Source organism: Rhizobium sp. Root1203, from assembly GCF_001424945.1.
Classification (GTDB): Bacteria; Pseudomonadota; Alphaproteobacteria; order Rhizobiales; family Rhizobiaceae; genus Rhizobium.
On record NZ_LMCW01000014.1, the window covers coordinates 1 to 17,882 of the forward strand.

Below are 17,882 nucleotides of genomic sequence, written 5' to 3' on the forward strand. Positions count from 1 at the left end.
GATCATTCGATATCGGTGCGGTCATCAGATGCTGGCCTCCATCCAGCCAACACCAAGGAATCAGAATAAAACTGATTTGGGAATCACATTCGATTCAGAAAAACACGGAAACGCTTTAAGGCTTTGCATCCGGATGGGTGGCGCGCCTCACATCGGCGAGACCCCGGTTTGCATCCTTGCTTCCGGTGGCTGCTGCCGCGTTGAAGACGCGCTCGGCGTCGCCGTACATCTGTAGGTTCATGTAGCAGTAGCCACGAAGAACCATCAGATCGATGCGCTCCTGCTGCAGCTGCGCGCGCTGGTCGAGATAGATGAGCGTCTCGCGGTAGCGCTTTGCTCCAAAGGCGGCAAGGGCGCGGTCGGAAAGGATGGCGACCTGGAGTTCCGCAGCGCGCTGGCGGCTTTGCGGCGCTTTCGTTGCCGCGACTGCCGCGTTGTTGGAAAGTCCGGCGCGCAGGTAGGCGAGGCTCTGTCCATAAGCCGCATCCTCGCGCACCCTGCGGGTGGGACTGGCAAGCGCGGCTTCGAATGCGTCGGCGGCCTCCATCGGCCGGTTCAGACCCATCAGGCACCAGCCACGGGTGAGCGCGCTCGCGGGGTCAAGGAGTTGCGCGTTGGTCGTCGTCGAGCATCCGCGAGGCTGGCGTGCACCGCGGCGCACGGTAACGGTTTGCATGGCCGCCTGGGTCTGTTCAACCGACCGCGGCGCATAGTCGCTTCGCACCGTCGCCGCATTGGGCGAAGGTGATCTGACTGGCTGTGGAGATGAGCTCGGCGCCTGTGCGTGTGCCGCTGTGCCGGGCGATGGGAGTGTATTCTGCGTCGGCGGTGTGAGCGAGGCCGTTTCTCCGAGCCTTGCTATACGCGTCGAACGTCCCGCCCAAAGGCGTTGAAGCTCCGCGACGCCCTTGCGGTCGTTGAGCTGCTCGCGGGTGATGGCGAGCCCATAGGCCGATGGTTCGTCGTCGGACTTCCAGCGCAAGGCCGTCTCGAACCATCGCGCTGCCGTCTGCGGCTGGTTGAGGGAGCGCGCAAACCAGCCGAATTGCTGCGCCGTCGGCACGTACTTCTGGGCAATCACTTCGGCGGCCATGCGGCCTAGCACGTCCTCGCCGATGTTTGCCGGCGGTTGCAGCGCCATCAGGTTGGCCGTCGCGGCGAGGTAGGTGGCTGTTGCGTCCGGTGAAGCGTCGCGCCATTTGTACATGACGTCTTCTGCTTCCTGCTGTTTCTTCTGCGCGATCAGCGCAAGAGCCAGACCCTGCGAGGCGCTTGCCGAGTCCTCTTTGGCGCGCGCCGCGCGAAACCATTTTTCGGCGTCCGCGTCGTTTTCGCGACGGAGGTGGTACCAGCCGAGTAGCAGATTGTCGGAGGCGAGTCCCTGCGTTTCAGCCAGGTGCTGTACCTGGGCGATATATTCCGGCGCGATTGCCAGATCCGGATTGCCGTTTCCTGCAGCCACAAAGCTGCGGGCAAGATCGTTGCGAATGCTGTCGAATTCGTGGCCGCCGTTGCCGTCGGGACGTTCGAGCGCCAGCAGTATCTGCATCGGCCCATACGGCAGCAAGCCGGAGGCCTTCTGTATCGTTGCAAGCCGTTCCTGCGGGTTCGTGCAGCTCTTCAGGATGTAGGCATAGGCGTCCTGCGCGCGCTCGGCGCGCTCGGTTCGGGCGAAGGCTTCGGCGACGCGCCATAGGACGTCGATGTCGCTGCAGGTGAGCAGGCTCGGCGTGTCGGCTCCGATCTGCACGACCGTGGCATATTGCTTGAGGTTCGAGGCATTCACCAGCCGAGACCGTGCTTCCGCCACGTCGAGGCGGTCGAGAAGATCCGCGGGCGGCTGCCAGGCGGTATCGGCCGCCTGACGATCGGCGATCGCCTTTCGCAGCTCCGCGTATCGCCCTTCCGAATAAAGCTGCCACATCGATTCGACTTGCTTGTCGCCACCTTGCGGGATGGCGAGCGGATCGGCCGGCGGCACCCAGTTCGGATAGAGCGCCTGCAGACGCGAGATTTCCGCCTGAAGCCGCGCCTTGTCGCCTCGGCTGGCAAAATAGCGGAGCGCGCTTTCATCGACCTTCGGCTGGGGGGCGGCCTGGGAGCCTGGCCGCGTAGCGGTCGGTTGCGCCGGCGGGGCCTGCGTTGCTTGGGCGAGCGCGGCGGGCAACTGCGCCGGTTCGTCTGGCGATCGTTCGCCGAGCGGAGCAGGGGCGGCCGCCACGGCCTGAATGCGGTCGGCGACGGAATGCACGTCGAATTCCGGCCTCTTGGGCAAGGGCTCAGGGCCCGTGATGCGCCCCATTAACATGAGCTGTGGGGCGGAACGGTTTGGAGTGTCGAGCCCCAGCGCCTCCTGCAGAGCCGCGCGGTCCTTCAGCGCGGTGACAAGACCTGCCACCACGATCGCAACCGACACTGCAACGAGAGAGGATTTCAAAGACACTCCGGATGTTTCTCCCCGACAAAGGCCAACCCCAGAAGCTGAAGGGTAGACGGATAGTAGAGCGACGGCGCGAACTGCCGGGACGATGCGGGAAGCTTCGTTCCATCTGTTACACAGGCCACAACATCGTTAACAATTCTATAACCAGCGTCCGGAAGCGACTGCTTTGGCTTGCCGGTCTGCAGTTCGATCGTCGCTGGCAAACCGTCTGTGGCCGTCATTCCCGATTGCAATCGTAGCAGCAGCGCCTTGTCCGAAACTCCCGCCCGGGCAAGGTAAAGCGGAATACGAATGGCGTTGTAGCCGAACTCGGCATCGAACCCTTCCGCAGGTCGCGGCTGATGATTGAGGCTCACCCAGTCGGCCGGCAGCTTGCGCGGCCCGAACTGCAACGACCGCAGGAGCGACAAGCCGTCATCGGACAATGCCTGCCATGCGTCGGACGGGGCCAGTACGGCCATGACGGGGATCGCTTCATAGACCCAGTACGACGGATTGATCACCGGGCCGTCGTGGCGTTCAGGTGCAGTAAACCCCTCTACGCCAGGCAGGAGCACGGTGCGCCCGCCGGTCTTTACGACGGCGTGTGCCAGCAGCGCGTCTGCAATTTTCGCCGCGGCTTCCAGATAGGATTGGTTGTTCCAGGCCGAGCCCGCGAGCGCAAGCGCGTAGGCGATCAGCAGGTCGCCGTCGGACGCATTGTTGGTGTCGGTCACATGCGGGGCAACGGCGGGATCCCATTTCCAGACGGCGAGGCCATCGTCGCGCAGCAGCAGTTCGGTGCGGGTGAAATACCAGATCTGCTCGAAATCGGATGGGCTGTCGGCAAGATATGCCAACAGCATCCCGTAGCCTTGTCCTTCGCTGTGGCTAATGCCGCCATTGCCGTCGTCGACGATGCGGCCGCTCGCATCGAGGAATTTTTCCTTGTAGGCGCTCCACGCCTTTGCATCGATCGCCGCTGCCTGTGCAGGCATCGGCTGACACAAGCAGACCATGGCGAGCCCGGCAGCCGCAAGCAGGTTTCGCCACTTGATCATTTGCGCCTGCCCAGTCTAGCAAGCATGCTCGATGTCGAGACGCCGATCAGCAGCGAAAGACCAACCAAGAGCACGGCATAGGACAGAATATTGGTCGATAGCCAGTTTGCCGCGATCAGCCGGTAGTTGGCAATCGTGCCCTGTTCCGCACCGACGAAATCGAAGCGGCTGACAGGCACCGTCTCGATCTTGCCGGTGGCCGCGGAGAAGGTGGTGACATGGCCGGCAATCTGTGGCCAGTTCGCCAGCGCCGTCACGGCATTCGCTCCCTCTCGAAGGTCCTTTGCCGATGGCGCGGAGGCAATCGTCCATGTCGAGTTACCCGAGGTGCTCGTTCCCTGGGCGAGTATGAAGCTGTTGGAGTTCGACGGCGTGAACAGCTGTTCGGCACCTGGAATGAACTGCAGGGAGCTCAACGAAATGTCGAAGTTCCTTCGGAGCCATTCCTGGAACGATGTGATCTGGCCGCGCCAGACCCCGCCGCTGACCTTGGAACGCCATTGGTCGAACATCACGTTGGTCTCGGCCGGGGTGGTCTGCGTGGCGGCGAGCGGTCGCCAGGTTGCCTGGCTGGTGGTCGCGATGTTCAACTGCGACAGCACCCCCTGCGGCATCTGCGAGATCGAGCCGACGAAGATGGCGTCGCGCTCTCCGATTGCGCCTGGTGACGCTGCGGGCTCGATGTCGATAGGACGTCCCGCGACGAGTGCCATCTGGCCGAGCAACGTGGCCGTTGCCGACAGAGTGTCCGCATCGACCCGATCGATGAAGAGCGGCGTCGGCTGCGTGGCGCGGCCGTAGGGATAGCCGGTGCCTGCGAGCGCGGCGAGATTGGGCCGCTGTCCGACCCGGGCGAAATCGGGCATGTGGAATTCGCTGGTATCGAAGAGAGCGAAACGCGGTCCGGCGCCGGCCGTGGTGCCGGGAACACAGAGCTCGTCCTCCTTTGTCATCAGGATCGCTTCGAGCGAAACCGTGTTCAGACCCGGCTTGAAATGCCGCATCGTAACTCGAATGGGCAGGTGCCGGAAGATGCCGCCGCCCGTCGAGGTGATCGGCAGGGTTGAGGCGATGTTGCCGTTGACATAGATGTCGACATGGCTGCCCGGCAGGACCGTTTGCGTGTAGGCCGCATCCAGCAGAACCGTCGCCTCGCCATAGGCATTGGCATAGAAATCAGCCGGCACCGCGATATTGAAGCTTGTTCGAAATCGGCGGCCTGAAAACTCCGTCGATTTCACGCCCAGCTGGGAAAAGGGCAGCGTCCTTGCCGAAAAGATCATCGGCGCATCCGGCGCGCTCCATCTCTGGGTGGAGAGCGCGTCGCGACGGATCGTAGGCGCGCGGTCCGTCGTCGACACGATCGTCTCGATTGCGGTGGAGATGGCCGGCCAGGAGGGGCCGGTCACGAGAAGCACCGGCGCGCCGGACCGCGGATCGGTCGCGAATGTCGCCAGAGGCGCGGTTTGTGACGCCGGCGGCACGGCAAACAAAGGTTGCAGTTCGCTCGGGGTACCCACGACGACGGTCATTTTCCCCGGGCTGGACGCAGGGAGCGAATCCGCCGTGAACGAGAAGGTCTGGTTCGGCATGCCGCTCAATACGGAGAGGCCCTGCGCCAGCCGCAAAAGCGGCTTCGTCGTACCCGGCTGTTCAAGCGCTGGCACGGCGAAATTGAACTCGGTCCGGCCCGCGCCGTCGACGCCCACGGCGCGGATGGCATCGGTGCTGGAGAACTTGGCGGCCTCCTGGCCGGCAAATTTCAGGAAAGTCTCGGAAGGGGCGATGTCCGTCCAGAGCTCGTAGGTCGACTGGACGGTGCAATCGGTGCGGTGGCGATGCGTCGCCTCGATCGTCAGCAGATTTGCGCCCGGCTGCAGAAGCCTTGGGGGTACGGGGAAAGAAACATTGGTGGGCCCGTCCGGCGAGCCGATCGACTGCTCGCCGATGATCCTGTTGTTCAGAAGAATCGTGAGCTGGGAGGCTTCGGGGGCAACGACAATGGCATTCTGGTAGGCGAAATTGAATGTTGCGGTCGCTGCGGCCTGCTCGGGTGTCAGATACACGGACCACGACCTGCGGTCATATTCGCCGTCGAGGCCAAGTTTCGGAAACGGTATGACGTAGCGGCGCGAAAGATCGCCTGCCGCCGGGTTCGCCGGCTGTCGGGTTGCTGTTTGCGAAGTCGGACGCGGCGCAACCGGTGGTGCAATAGGCTGTTCGGGCTGAGCGGGCGCTGCCGTCTGGGGCCGCGGCGCTGCTGCGGGATCCATCGAAAACGGCGCCAGCGGCGGGGGCGTCGCGCCGGGCATTGCCGGCTGGGGCGGGGTCGCAGGTGCTGCCGGCGCCAGGGTCGGGGGTGCTGCCGGTGGGGGAGACGCTGGAATGGTCAAGCGCGGGACGACCGCGCGCGTCTCCGTCGAACGCTCCCCGGACATGTCGAACGGCGCCGTCTGTGCATAGGCGAAAGCCGATGCGCTAACACAAAAAGCAAGTGCGGAGACGACCTTCTTCATCAGCCGTTCGCCTTTGCGGCTTGCCGCTGCTCTTCGCGCTCCGGCCGCATGCTGCGGAAGAAGTAAACCAGGCCACGGCTCGTCTGGTAAAGAGACAGCCCGACAAACCAGATTGTCCCGCGGATAAGGCCGGGATTGCGACGCCGCCCTTCCTGGAACTGTGTCCATTGCGCGGAGTTGGCAAACATCAGATCGGCAATCAGGCGATGGTCGAGCGCGCTCTTGGGGACATACTGGCATCCGACGGCCAGGAGGCCGTCGGATGCCTGAATGTTGCGCACGATCAACGGAAGGGTCTCCGTCTCGGCCCCGCTATAGGGCTGGAAGCGGATTTCGCCTTCGCCACCGACCAGGGCCGCGTCAAGCTGCTTTTCGAATACATGCAAGCGGGCGCCGTGCACGGAGACGTCCTCGATGGAAGCCAGATGCCATTTGCCGTTGATGCCGAACTCGCAGCGGCGGTTGACGCGAACGCGTCGCGACGAGGCACGTTCGCCACGTTCGGATACAACACCGAGCGCGCAGCCAGCCATGATCAGGTTGATGACATTCCATCCGCCGACGACGAGTGTGACGTCGGCCTTGTAGGGTTCCGTGTAGATGCGGAAGATGGTCACGGCGAGCGCGACGATCTGGACGGCAAAGATGACGAAGAACGGCCGACTGATTTCCGACAGTCGGCTGACAGCGATCGACTCGTCCTTCGCGGTCACCTTGAACGTCGGCTTTCGCGGGTTGAGCATCACCGAGATAACGGCCGGCAGGAGATGCACCGTCTGCACGTACTCATAGAGCTCGGAGATCCACGGCCAGCGGAACGAGCCGTAGAGGTAGTTCTGCATCATCAGGTTCACCAGCATGTAGGCGAGCGTATAGGCGAGGAATTCGCCGCCTGAGGCCGTGAAGATCTCGAGATCGAAGAACAGGTAGAAAAGCGGCGCAAACAGGAACACCGTGCGCGGGAAGGGGAAGAGCCAGAATAGCGTCGAGGACATATAGCAGAGGCGTTGCGGGATGGTCAGTCCGCGCTTCAGGAGCGGAAAGCGGAAGCGCAGGATCTGCATCATCCCCTGTGCCCACCGGCTGCGCTGGCCGATGAAGCTCGCGAACGTCGCGGGTTGAAGTCCGGCGATCAGGGGCTTGTCGACGTAGATGCTGTTCCATCCGGCGCCATGAAGAGCCAGAGCGGTTTCGCAGTCCTCGGTGATGCTGATGCCGCTGAAGCCATTCTGCGATTCCAGTGCCTTGCGGCTGAGAACGGCGGCCGATCCGCAGAAGAAGGCGGCATTCCATTTGTCGAGGCCGCGCTGGATGATGCCGTAGAACATTTCGTTCTCGCTCGGCATTTTGTCGAAGGTCCGCAGGTTGCGCTCGAGCGGATCGGGATTGATGAAGAAGTGCGGCGTCTGGACAAGGAAGAGTTTCGGATCGTCGTCGAAGTAGCCGACAGTCTCGAGGAGGAAATCGCGGGCCGGGGCGTGGTCTGCATCGAAGACGGCAATCAGTTCGCCGGAGGAATGCTTCATGCCATTGTTGAGATTGCCTGCCTTGGCGTGTTCGTTGCGGTCTCGCGTCAGATAGCGGACGCCGATGTCCTCGCACAGTTGCTTGAGCTCGTTGTGCCTCGCCACCGCGACCTGCGCTTCGAGCAGCTTGTTGGAGTTGCGCTTCTGCAGTGTCCCGCCGTCGTCGAGGAGCCAAACGTGCAGCCTGTCGGCGGGGTAGTCCATCGCCTTGGCTGCCGACAGCGTATTGGCGAGAAGGTGGGAGTCTTCGTTGTAGGAGGGAACGAAGACGTCGACATGCGGGAACCGGTCCAGTTTGGAGGCACGCGAGGCGCGCGGCGGCAGCGGTGTCGCCACGATAAACAGGCTGAGGGCCAGCATTGCCACGCTGTACATTTCGGCGAGGTAGAGCAGCAGGCCGGGAATGAAGTTTTCAGGCTGGTTGAACGGCGGCAGCGTGCTGGTCGTGCGCCAGTAGACGTAGCGCAACACGATCGACGTGCCGAAGGCAAGCGCGATCAGGCGCCAGATGCCTTCTCCTTTCAATCCCTTGATGACCGCCATGAAGGCGACCACGGTGATGCTGGCGATAAGCTGCGTCTGCAGACTGACGGGCAAGGTGATCAATACGATCACGCAGAGCGAAACCACGGCCCATATCAAGATGCTTCGGGCTTTATGCATCGGCGTCCCTTCGAAGGCATTGAACCGGACACCATGCGGCAATCCGGCCTGTCGTCATCTATCTCCGGCAGGCGGCCGTCATGGCCGCGTCGCCTACGCAGTCCGGCGAGGGCACCGTTACGCCGCTTGCCGTCATCGCTTGCAGTTGGGAGGGCGAGGCCATCGCAACGGCGGCGGCATCGGTTGGCGGCCCGGCCTCGGACATATCGGGCCCCGGCACACGTGGGCCGATGGCTGGTGGCAAGGCTGCCGGCGCCGGCGCTCTGGCAGCCGCCTGACGCGGTGCCTGGCGAACCGCAACCGGTGCAGGCTCGTAGCCGATCGCCATCGGCAAGCTGCGATACCCGCCTTCGTCAGGATAGATCGGGTTTCCCGGCCGCCCGACCGTCGGATCCGCATTTTGGGCCGTGCCGAAAGGATTCCAGATTTCACCGTTGAACGTTCCGACAATGGTATAGCCGTAGACGATGCCGAGAAGCTGGCGTTCCGTCGCTCGAGCATCGCACAGGCGAAGACGAACCTGGATCATCCCGAAATTGCGGGCCTGCGTCTGTGCGGAGCGCGTCGAGCGAATTTGCTGCCAGGAATAGATGCAGGTATCTCCCGCACGGCTTCTGCCTGAAGCGTAGCCGAACGGACCGTAGCTGTTTTGCAGAAATGTCGGCGACCTGACCAATGGGACGCCTGGGACGGCTGCGAACATCTCACGCGATAGGCCGCTTTCGCTGAACATTCTGTATGGCGCGTTACCGGTGTCCGGATTGGCACCGCTCGCGCCGAGAAACTGTACCTTCAGAAAATTCTGGCCCGGCACCGATGACGAGGTGAACAGCGAAATCGCCTGCTCCACACCGTTGCCGCGCTTGTGCTCGACGACGCTGACGATCGACGGCCCGCCGGGCGGCGGCAAGGCCAGCGCCTGCTCGCTCGCCACGGTCTCGGCAGTATTCGGCAGTCTGACGTTGCCGGTGGACGTGCAACCGGCAGCAAGACCTGCTAGCCCGGCAAAGGCTATCAATCTCAGCACGCATGTTTTCGACCGCCGCAATCGCTTTCCTCGCATTCAACGCAAATTAGCGTCGAGTCCTCGAATCAATGACCATCAGAGTCCTCTAATGATGGTAAACGACGGATATGGTTAATAGATCATTAATATTAGGCTCTACGCGGAGAACGAGCCGCGTTGAAACCGCAATCATTGCCGCAGGGCGGTTGCATCGATATCCACATGCCTTTTCAGGTGGCAGGGTGACCGCCTAGGTGCCATCGGTTTCACAAGAACAATCTCTTGTATGAAATATATTTCATAGCATGAATTATATTGACAACGATCTGTTCTGAAGGTTAGTTGTCATCACCGGAGTTCGAGGAGGAAGCCGGTTTCACGATCAAGGTGCGATCCGCGCCATCAGTCTTTTTGGGAGGGGGCTTCGGCCTCGAGGAGGAACTTTGCGCAATTTTCTAGGCACAACCGCATTGGCCGTTTTGGCAGCTGCAGCAATGATCTCGCCAGCAACGGCTGCAGGGACGGAAAATCCGTTTCGCTGCAAGCCCGGCGAAAAATACGTCATGAACGTCATGGTCTCGGGCGTGGAATACTGGTTCCCGGTCTATGAGATGTTCAAGCAGGCAGGCCAGCAGCTCGGCTGCGAAACCGCCTATACCGGCACGCCGGAATATGACGTCAACAAGCAGATCGCCACGTTCGACCAGGCGCTCGCACAGAACCCGGCAGGCATCCTTGTTCATCCGATGAACTCGGACCCTTTCATTGAGCCCATCAATCGCGCGATCGATCAGGGCACGGCTGTCGTCACGTTTGCGGCGGACTCACCGCTGTCCAAGCGTATCTCCTTCATCACGTCGGACAACACCCGCGAGGGCACTTACGCCGCCGACGCTATTGCCCAGAAACTTGGTGGCAAGGGCGAATACGCGGTTCTGGAAAACCCGGGTCAGGACAATCACGACAAGCGCATCTCGGCTTTCATCGCGCGGATGGAAGAAAAATACCCGGACATGAAGCTTGTGGGCCGGGCAGCGTCCAACCAGGATCCGAACAAGGCCTATCAAGGTCTGATGAGCTTGGTGCAGGCGCACCCCAACCTCAACGCCGTCTTCATGCCGGAGGCCAACTCGGCAATCGGTGCGGCCCAGGCGAACAAGGAAAGCGGCGGCAAGATCCTCGTCATGTGCGCTGACGTCAACGCCAACATCCTTGACATGATCAAGGCGGGCGAAGTGTTCGGTTCGATCAATCCGAACCAGGGTATGCAGGGCTACATGGGCTTCATGATGCTGTGGCTTGCCAAGCATCCGGAGCTGATCGACCCGATGAACGATGCCAAGCGTTCCGGCTTCAACCCGATGAGCATTCCCTTTGTCGACAACGGCCTGTCGATCGTGACGGCCGCCAACGCCGAAGACTTCTATTGGGACAAGTATCTCAAGCGCCGCGGTACGAAGGGTATCGAGGAGTAAGCCTTGCAATGCGGCCGTCCGGGACGAAACGCCCGGACGGTCGATGAGACGCTTGAAAATGGAGGGGATTATGGTGCAGGCGCCGGTCCTTGAGATACGCAATATCAGCAAGCGCTTTGGCGCCATCAAGGCGCTGACGGACGTAGGCTTCAGCCTTGAAAAAGGCGAGGTGCATGCTCTTTGCGGCGAAAACGGCGCCGGCAAATCGACGCTGATGAATATTATCGCGGGCGTGCTGCAGCCGAACGAAGGTGAGATCCTGGTCGACGGTGCGCCCGTCAGGATCGCCTCTCCCGCCGTCGCACAGTCGCTCGGCATCGGGCTGGTCCACCAGGAAATCGCTCTCTGCCCGGATGCAACTGTCGCAGAGAACATGTTCATGGCGACAACGAACCGCCGGCGGTCGCCCTTCATGAATTTTGCCAGGCTGGAACGCGACGCGCAGGCCGTCATGAATCGCCTGGCGCCAATCGATGTTCGCCAGAAGGTCGGCGACCTGCCGATTTCCAGCCAGCAGCTGGTGGAGATCGCCAAGGCGTTGACGCTCGACTGCCGCGTTCTGATCTTCGACGAGCCGACGGCGGCCCTGACGGAGGCCGAAGCGCAGGTTCTGTTCGGCATCATCAACGATCTGAAGGCCCACGGGATCTCGATTGTCTACATCAGCCATCGCATGGCGGAGATTTTCAGCCTCTGCGATCGCGTCACGGTGTTTAGGGACGGACGGTATGTCTCAACCGAGAAGGTGTCCGATCTTGTGCCCGACGACGTCGTGCGCCGCATGGTCGGGCGTGAGATCACCCAGCTTTACCCCGAAAAACAACCCGAAGCCGAGCGTACGAGCGAAGCCATCCTCTCCGTTCGCGATCTTGGCGACGGTTCACGCTTCGAGGGAGTCAGCTTCGAACTTCGAAAGGGTGAAATCCTCGGGATCGGTGGTCTGATCGGTTCCGGCCGCACGGAAATCGCCGAAGGCATCTGCGGCTTGCGTCATGCCACCGAAGGCGACGTTCTGTTGAAGGGAAAGGCGCTACGTGTCTCGTCCTACGCCGAAGCCGTACGTGCCGGCGTGGTTTACCTGTCCGAAGACCGCAAGGGCTCCGGCGTCTTTCTCGACCTGTCGATCGCGCAGAATATCGCGGTACTCGATCTCAAGAAGCTGACCGGACGGTTCGGGCTGTTGAATGCCAGGGCAGAGGCCGAGCGGGCAGGTGAGCTGGCACGCCGTCTCGGTGTTCGGATGGGCGGCATCGACATGCCAGTCTCGTCGCTCTCGGGCGGCAACCAGCAGAAGGTTGCGATCGCAAAGCAGCTGGCAGTCAACCCCAAGGTCATCCTCATGGACGAGCCGACCCGGGGAATTGACGTCGGCGCAAAATCGGAAATTCACCGCCTGCTGCGCGACCTTGCGCAGTCCGGTATCGGCATTGTTGTCATCTCCTCGGAACTTCCGGAACTTCTAGGTCTCTGTGACCGGGCAATCGTCATCCGCGAAGGACAGGTTGCCGGCGAAGTCGAGGGCGATGCGATGACGGAGGAGGCGATCATGAGGCTCGCGTCCGGCGTCGGCGCACGACAGCACAACCCATCGAAGGCATCAGAGCATGCCGTCTGAAGAACAAGCAGGGACCGGAGACAAGGCAATGACAGATCACGCATTGGCGATGACGAAGGAGCGCGCTCCTTCCTGGAAGAGACTGGGAACGATGCGCGAAGCGGGTCTGATCGTGATCATACTTGCTCTCTGCATCCTCATGAGCTTTGCCTCGCCGCACTTCCTGACACTCGGCAATTTCAGGGCGATGCTGATGTCGTTCTCGGTTGAGGGAATCGTGGTCGTCGGCATGACGATCCTGCTGATCGTTGGCGGCATCGATCTGTCGGTCGGATCGGTTGTCTGTTTCTCGATGGTGTTGTCCGGATCGCTGTTCCTGTTGGGGCTCGATCCGTGGAGCGCCTCGCTGATCGGCATTCTCGCCAGCGCGTTGATCGGTTGCGTCATGGGCTTCTTCGTGACCGTGATCGGGCTTAACCACTTTATCACCTCACTCGCTGCGATGGTCATCGTGCGGGGTGTCTGCCTGATCATCACGAAGGGAACCCCGCTCTCGCTGTTTACGCTGCCGCCCGCGTTCAAGGCGGTGGGTCAAGGCACGCTCTATGGAATCCCCTACGTGATCCTGATCTTCATCGGCGTGGTCGTTGTCTTCGACTTCCTGCTGCGCCGCGCAACGGCCTTCCGCAAGGTCTTCTACACCGGCAGCAACGAGAAGGCGGCACTCTATTCCGGTATCAAGACGAACCAAGTGAAATTCTGGGTCACCGTTCTCTGCACCACGCTGTCGGGCGTTGCCGGCGTCATCTATATGTCGCGCTTCGGCGCAGCGACCCCCACATTCGGCGTCGGCATGGAGCTGAACATCATTGCGGCGGCGGTCATCGGGGGTGCATCGCTGAGCGGCGGCTCGGGGACGATCCTTGGCGCCATCCTCGGCATGGCACTGCTTTCGGTGGTCACCAGTTCGTTGATCCTGCTTGATGTCTCGGTCTATTGGCAGGATATGATCAAGGGCTGTATTCTCCTTGCCGCCGTTTCGATCGACCATTTCCTGCACAAGCGTAAGGCTGCTTGACATGCCGATTGTCAGACCAAAATCCCAATCCGCCCCCCGCGAGGAAATTGTCATTGCACGCCAGATGCACCAAGCCCTGGTCCTGCATTTCCTGGAAGGACTGACGCAATCGCAGATCGCAGATCAGCTCGGCATCTCGCATGCGACCGTGAACAGACTGATCAAGCGCGGCCGCCAGCTGGGCCTTGTGGAAATCAAGATCAAGTCGCCCGTCGAGCCGCTGCTGGACATGGAGGAACAGCTTCTTGCGCTCGGCGGTATCAGCCGCGCCGTTGTCGTGCCCACGGTGTCCGAGAACCCTCAGACTGCATTGCAATCCGTCGGTGAGGCCGCAGCGCGCCTGCTCCTCGAGCAGATCGCCGACGGCGACACGATCTGCATTACGGGCGGCAAGGGCGTCAGCGCCGTTGTCGCCGGCCTCCAGGCGCCGCGACGCTTCGACGTCGAGGTCATCCCGGCCACGGGGTGCGTCCAGGGCAAGCATTACACCGACGTGAACCACGTCTCGACGATGATGGCCGACCGGCTCGGCGGACGATCGTTTCAGATCCATGCCCCCCTGTTTGCCGACAGCGCGGCCGAACGCGCAATGCTGATCAACATGCGCTCGGTCGAGGACGTCTTCAAGCGGGGGCGCGAGGCCAAGATCGCGGTCGTCGGCATCGGTTCCATCCTATCGGACGACTCGAGCTATTACGACCTGCATCCGTCGTCGAGCATGGACCGTGCGGCAATCGAGCGCTCCGGCGCCTCGTGCGAACTTCTCGCCCATCTCCTCGATGAACATGGCCAGGTCTGCGACTACAGCCTCAATCGCTCCTTGGTGTCGCTGACCCTTGCCGAATTCGCTTCGATCCCCACGAAAATCGGTGTGGCGAGCGGACCAAACAAAGCTGGACCTATCCTGAGTGTCATGCGCGGTCATCACCTCGATACGCTGGTTACGGATGAAGCAACCGGCGCACGCGTTCTCGCGCTGGCAAACGACAAAGGATATCGTGCATGAGCGGGCAACAGTTGATGCGCGGCATCGGCAAATCTGGCGTCACCGCTTCTGCGGTTGGCCTCGGAACCTGGGCCATCGGCGGATGGATGTGGGGCGGCACGGACGAAGCGGAATCGATCGCCGCAATCCAGGCTTCGCTCGACGCCGGCGTGACGCTGATCGACACAGCGCCCGCCTACGGGCTCGGCCGCTCCGAGGAGATCGTCGGAAAGGCGCTTGCCGGCCGGCGTGACAAGGCGGTCATTGCCACCAAATGCGGCCTCGTCTGGCATACCCAGAAGGGCCGGCATTTCTTCGATCAGGACGGCAAGCCGGTTCACCGGTATCTCGGCCGCGATGCAATCTTCCACGAGATCGAGGAGAGCCTGCGGCGCCTCGGCACAGACTACATCGATCTTTATATTACGCATTGGCAGGATCCCACGACCCCGATCGAGGAGACGATGCGCGCGCTGGAAGACCTCAAGGCATCCGGGAAGATTCGTGCGATCGGTGCCAGCAATGTCAGCGCCGCCGACCTCCAAGCCTATATTTCGGTCGGCGGCCTCGATGCCATCCAGGAGCGCTTCAGCATGATCGACCGGGAGATCGAGACCGATCTCCTGCCGTTGACGGCATCAAGCGGTATTTCGACGCTCAGCTATTCCTCCCTTGCGCTCGGCTTGCTGTCGGGGGCAATCGGGCCGGACCGGGTCTTTGCCGGCGACGACCAGCGGCGGGAAAACCCACGATTCTCCGTGGGCAATCGCGAGAAGGCAACGGCTTTCGCCGACTCTATCGGGCCGGTTGCTGCAAAACACGCTGCCAGTATCGCGCAGACAGTCATCGCCTGGACGCTTGCACAGCCCGGCATCACCTTCGCTCTTTGCGGTGCGCGCAATCCCGCGCAGGCATTGGACAATGCCCGAGCCGGTACGATCCGGCTCGACGCGGACGATCATCTAGCCATCAATGCCGCCGTTTCGGCGAAACTGACTGCTATGGACAGGTAACGGGTTACCATCATGAATCGTGAAGAGACATTGGACGGGCTTCGCCAAAGCCCGAAGGTGGACGTGTGTGTCATCGGCGGCGGCATCAACGGCATCAGCGTCTTTCGGGAGCTGGCGTTGCAGGGGCTCAGCGTGCTTCTTGTGGAGAAGTCCGACTATTGCTCCGGCGCCAGCGCGGCGCTGTCACGCATGGTGCACGGCGGGCTTCGCTACCTGGAGAATGGCGAATTCACGCTGGTGCGGGAATCGCTTGCCGAGCGGGACCGGCTTCTCCGTAACGCGCCGCATTATGTCGCGCCGCTTCCCACGACCGTCCCTGTCTTCGATATCTTTTCCGGTCTCGGCAACGGCCTCGTTCGCTTTCTCGGGCTGAGCCGCCGGCCGAGCCGGCGCGGCGCGCTCGCGATCAAAGTCGGGCTAAGCATCTATGACTTCCTGACGCGCAAGCGTGCCATGATGCCGCGCCACGAATTCCGCGGCCGGCGTGCGACGCTCGCCAAATGGCCGGCGCTCAACCCGGATATCAAAAGTTCGGCAACCTACCACGACGCCTGGGTCAGCCATCCGGAGCGCCTTGGCATCGAGCTTCTGGATGACGGAATTGCCGCCGGGTCGGGGGCGCGGGCGTTGAACTATGCCGATGTTCGCTCAGCCGGCGGAGGACGGTTTGTCGTCCACGACCATATCGACGGGGGCTCGGCCACGATTGAACCCACACTCGTCATCAACGCGACGGGCGGCTGGATCGACATCACCAACGGTGCATTGTTTGCGCCGAAAGCGCGGCCGGCGCCCCTGATGGGCGGCACCAAGGGTTCTCATCTGATTATCGAGAATGCCGCGCTCTATGAGGCTCTGGCTGACCACATGATCTACTACGAGAACGAGGACGGGCGGATCTGCATCCTGTTTCCCTATCTGGGCAAGGTGCTGGTCGGATCGACGGATATTCGAGTCGATGACCCGGAGACGGTACGCTGTGAAACAGATGAGCGGGACTATATCCTGCAGTCGCTCTCCTTCGTCCTTCCCGAGATCACCGTTCGGCCCGAGGATGTCAGCTTTCAGTTCTCCGGTGTCCGGCCGCTGCCGACCAGCACGGACAGCTTTACCGGGCGCATTCCACGCGACCACTTCTGCACGGTTGTCGAGGCAGAAGATGGCGGACCGGCGGTGCTGTGCATGATCGGCGGCAAGTGGACGACCTTTCGCTCGTTCGGCGAGCTCGCCGCCGATCTCGCCTTGGAGCGCCTGGGCAAAAGACGCCACGTCACCACGACCGACCGGCCAATCGGCGGAGGCCGGCGATTTCCCCTCGACCGCGCGGCCTGGATTGCACAGGTGGCCGCCGAAAGAGGACTGTCGGGTGCACGCATGGCCGAGCTTTTCGCGCGCTACGGCACTGAAGCGGAGGCAATCGCCGCCTTTATCTCGGCAGAGCCCGACGCAACGCTTCCGCATCCGGGCTATTCGCAACGCGAGCTGCTTTTCCTGATCCGCAACGAAGCCGTCGAACGTCTTGACGACGTGCTTCTAAGGCGTACCACGCTTGCCATCAGCGGAAATCTGTCACTGCAGATGATGGAGGCGGTGCTGGACCTCCTCGCGGCGGAAAAGGGATGGTCGCCTGCCCAGCGCGCCGCGGAACGCGCCCGATTTCTCACCCTTTTGCGTGAACGCCACGGCGTCGACGAAATTACACTTTCCGCAAGGAACGAACAAAGGAGCATGGAATGCGAAACAACAGCAAAGTCCGGATGAACCGGCTGTTCGGCGGCGGTCGATGCCTGGATGTGGCGATCGATCACGGCGTCTGCAACGAACCGTCCTTCCTCAATGGGCTCGAGGACATGTCATCGGTGGTCAAGGCGCTGGTAGAAGCCGCGCCCGACGCAATCCAGATGAACTACGGGCAGGCGGACCTGCTGCAGGATGTGCCCGGCAAGGACAAGCCTGCGCTGGTGATGCGGATCGACATGGGCAACCCCTACAACCGCATCCGTCATCGGGACATGTGGGCGGTGCTGCAGAATGAGGCCGAGCCGCTGATCGGCGCCATCGAAATGGATGCGGCCTGCGTCGTGGTCAATCTCTTCATGCTGCCTGACGAACCTGACCTGTTTCGACAGTGCGTGCAGAACATTGCTCGCGTTCGGGCCGATTGCGACAAGTACGGCATGCCGCTTATGATCGAACCCCTGGTAATGCAGCCGGTGACGGAAAAGGGCGGCTACATGGTCGATGGCGATGCCGAAAAGATCGTCACGCTGACGCGGCTTGCCCGTGAGATGGGCGCGGATATCGTCAAGGCCGATCCGACAAGCAATGCGGAAGATTTCCACAAGGTCGTGGAAGCGGCGCGTTGCCCGGTTCTGGTCCGCGGCGGCGGAAAAGAAGATCTTCGCGCCGTCTTCGACAAATCTGCAGCCTTGATGCGACAGGGCGCCGTTGGCATGGTCTACGGGCGAAACATCTATCAGCACGCCAATCCGAGCGCCGTCGTGCGCGGGCTGATGGCGATCGTGCATGGGGATGTGAGCGGCGAAGAAGCTTTCGAGCTTTACAGCCATAGCTAACAATCA

General features: G+C 61.8%; 12 protein-coding genes. 7 read left to right on the forward strand and 5 right to left on the reverse strand.

Going from position 1 to position 17,882, the window contains the following annotated elements; translation table 11 throughout:
- Nucleotides 1–115 precede the first annotated feature (115 nt).
- Genes ASC97_RS16825 through bcsN form a run of 5 tightly spaced genes read right to left on the reverse strand, consistent with a single transcriptional unit; the run spans nt 116 to nt 9,251 of the window.
- A complete protein-coding gene (locus ASC97_RS16825) occupies nt 116–2,437 on the reverse strand; it encodes a hypothetical protein (protein ID WP_057469507.1) in 2,322 nt (773 codons plus the stop codon).
- Nucleotides 2,434–3,483, reverse strand: a complete 1,050-nt coding sequence (locus ASC97_RS16830) for a glycosyl hydrolase family 8 (RefSeq protein ID WP_057469508.1) — start codon at nt 3,481–3,483, stop codon at nt 2,434–2,436. Before ASC97_RS16830 ends, ASC97_RS16825 begins: the two co-directional genes overlap by 4 nt.
- A complete protein-coding gene (locus ASC97_RS16835) occupies nt 3,480–5,999 on the reverse strand; it encodes a cellulose biosynthesis cyclic di-GMP-binding regulatory protein BcsB (RefSeq protein WP_057469509.1) in 2,520 nt (839 codons plus the stop codon). The genes ASC97_RS16830 and ASC97_RS16835 overlap by 4 nt, the downstream gene beginning before the upstream one ends.
- Nucleotides 5,999–8,188, reverse strand: a complete 2,190-nt coding sequence (bcsA, locus tag ASC97_RS16840; RefSeq protein WP_057469584.1) for a UDP-forming cellulose synthase catalytic subunit — start codon at nt 8,186–8,188, stop codon at nt 5,999–6,001. The genes ASC97_RS16835 and bcsA overlap by 1 nt, the downstream gene beginning before the upstream one ends.
- A 58-nt stretch (nt 8,189–8,246) precedes the next feature.
- On the reverse strand, nt 8,247–9,251 hold the full coding sequence (gene bcsN / locus ASC97_RS16845; protein ID WP_113001486.1) for a cellulose biosynthesis protein BcsN: 1,005 nt from the start codon (nt 9,249–9,251) through the stop codon (nt 8,247–8,249).
- A gap of 386 nt (nt 9,252–9,637) precedes the next feature.
- On the opposite strand from bcsN, the gene ASC97_RS16850 reads away from it, so the two are divergent.
- The 7 genes from ASC97_RS16850 (at nt 9,638) to ASC97_RS16880 (ending at nt 17,876) form a co-directional block, all read left to right on the forward strand.
- Nucleotides 9,638–10,669 (forward strand): substrate-binding domain-containing protein, encoded by a 1,032-nt coding sequence (locus ASC97_RS16850; RefSeq protein WP_057469510.1) that lies wholly within the window; start codon nt 9,638–9,640, stop codon nt 10,667–10,669.
- Nucleotides 10,670–10,739: 70 nt separating this feature from the next.
- Nucleotides 10,740–12,284, forward strand: a complete 1,545-nt coding sequence (locus tag ASC97_RS16855) for a sugar ABC transporter ATP-binding protein (RefSeq protein WP_057469511.1) — start codon at nt 10,740–10,742, stop codon at nt 12,282–12,284.
- 28 nt (nt 12,285–12,312) lie between these two features.
- Nucleotides 12,313–13,302: an ABC transporter permease gene (locus ASC97_RS16860; RefSeq protein ID WP_113001485.1), complete on the forward strand. Its 990-nt coding sequence runs from the start codon at nt 12,313–12,315 to the stop codon at nt 13,300–13,302.
- Nucleotide 13,303: 1 nt separating this feature from the next.
- Entirely contained in the window at nt 13,304–14,308 is a 1,005-nt protein-coding gene (locus ASC97_RS16865) for a sugar-binding transcriptional regulator (protein ID WP_057469513.1), read from the forward strand.
- Nucleotides 14,305–15,300 (forward strand): aldo/keto reductase, encoded by a 996-nt coding sequence (locus ASC97_RS16870; RefSeq protein ID WP_057469514.1) that lies wholly within the window; start codon nt 14,305–14,307, stop codon nt 15,298–15,300. The genes ASC97_RS16865 and ASC97_RS16870 overlap by 4 nt, the downstream gene beginning before the upstream one ends.
- 12 nt (nt 15,301–15,312) lie before the next feature.
- Complete coding sequence (locus ASC97_RS16875; protein ID WP_057469515.1) at nt 15,313–17,061, forward strand: glycerol-3-phosphate dehydrogenase/oxidase; 1,749 nt, start codon at nt 15,313–15,315, stop codon at nt 17,059–17,061.
- Nucleotides 17,034–17,876: a class I fructose-bisphosphate aldolase gene (locus ASC97_RS16880; RefSeq protein ID WP_057469516.1), complete on the forward strand. Its 843-nt coding sequence runs from the start codon at nt 17,034–17,036 to the stop codon at nt 17,874–17,876. Before ASC97_RS16875 ends, ASC97_RS16880 begins: the two co-directional genes overlap by 28 nt.
- Nucleotides 17,877–17,882: the final 6 nt, after the last annotated feature.

Excerpts from the sequence above, each read along its gene's own strand:
- ASC97_RS16880 (WP_057469516.1), top strand. The coding sequence starts at position 17,034 with ATGCGAAACAACAGCAAAGTCCGGATGAACCGGCTGTTCGGCGGCGGT.
- bcsA (WP_057469584.1), bottom strand. The coding sequence starts at position 8,188 with ATGCATAAAGCCCGAAGCATCTTGATATGGGCCGTGGTTTCGCTCTGC.
- ASC97_RS16830 (WP_057469508.1), bottom strand. The coding sequence starts at position 3,483 with ATGATCAAGTGGCGAAACCTGCTTGCGGCTGCCGGGCTCGCCATGGTC.
- ASC97_RS16860 (WP_113001485.1), top strand. The coding sequence starts at position 12,313 with ATGACAGATCACGCATTGGCGATGACGAAGGAGCGCGCTCCTTCCTGG.
- ASC97_RS16855 (WP_057469511.1), top strand. The coding sequence starts at position 10,740 with ATGGTGCAGGCGCCGGTCCTTGAGATACGCAATATCAGCAAGCGCTTT.
- ASC97_RS16875 (WP_057469515.1), top strand. The coding sequence starts at position 15,313 with ATGAATCGTGAAGAGACATTGGACGGGCTTCGCCAAAGCCCGAAGGTG.
- bcsN (WP_113001486.1), bottom strand. The coding sequence starts at position 9,251 with ATGCGAGGAAAGCGATTGCGGCGGTCGAAAACATGCGTGCTGAGATTG.
- ASC97_RS16870 (WP_057469514.1), top strand. The coding sequence starts at position 14,305 with ATGAGCGGGCAACAGTTGATGCGCGGCATCGGCAAATCTGGCGTCACC.
- ASC97_RS16835 (WP_057469509.1), bottom strand. The coding sequence starts at position 5,999 with ATGAAGAAGGTCGTCTCCGCACTTGCTTTTTGTGTTAGCGCATCGGCT.
- ASC97_RS16865 (WP_057469513.1), top strand. The coding sequence starts at position 13,304 with ATGCCGATTGTCAGACCAAAATCCCAATCCGCCCCCCGCGAGGAAATT.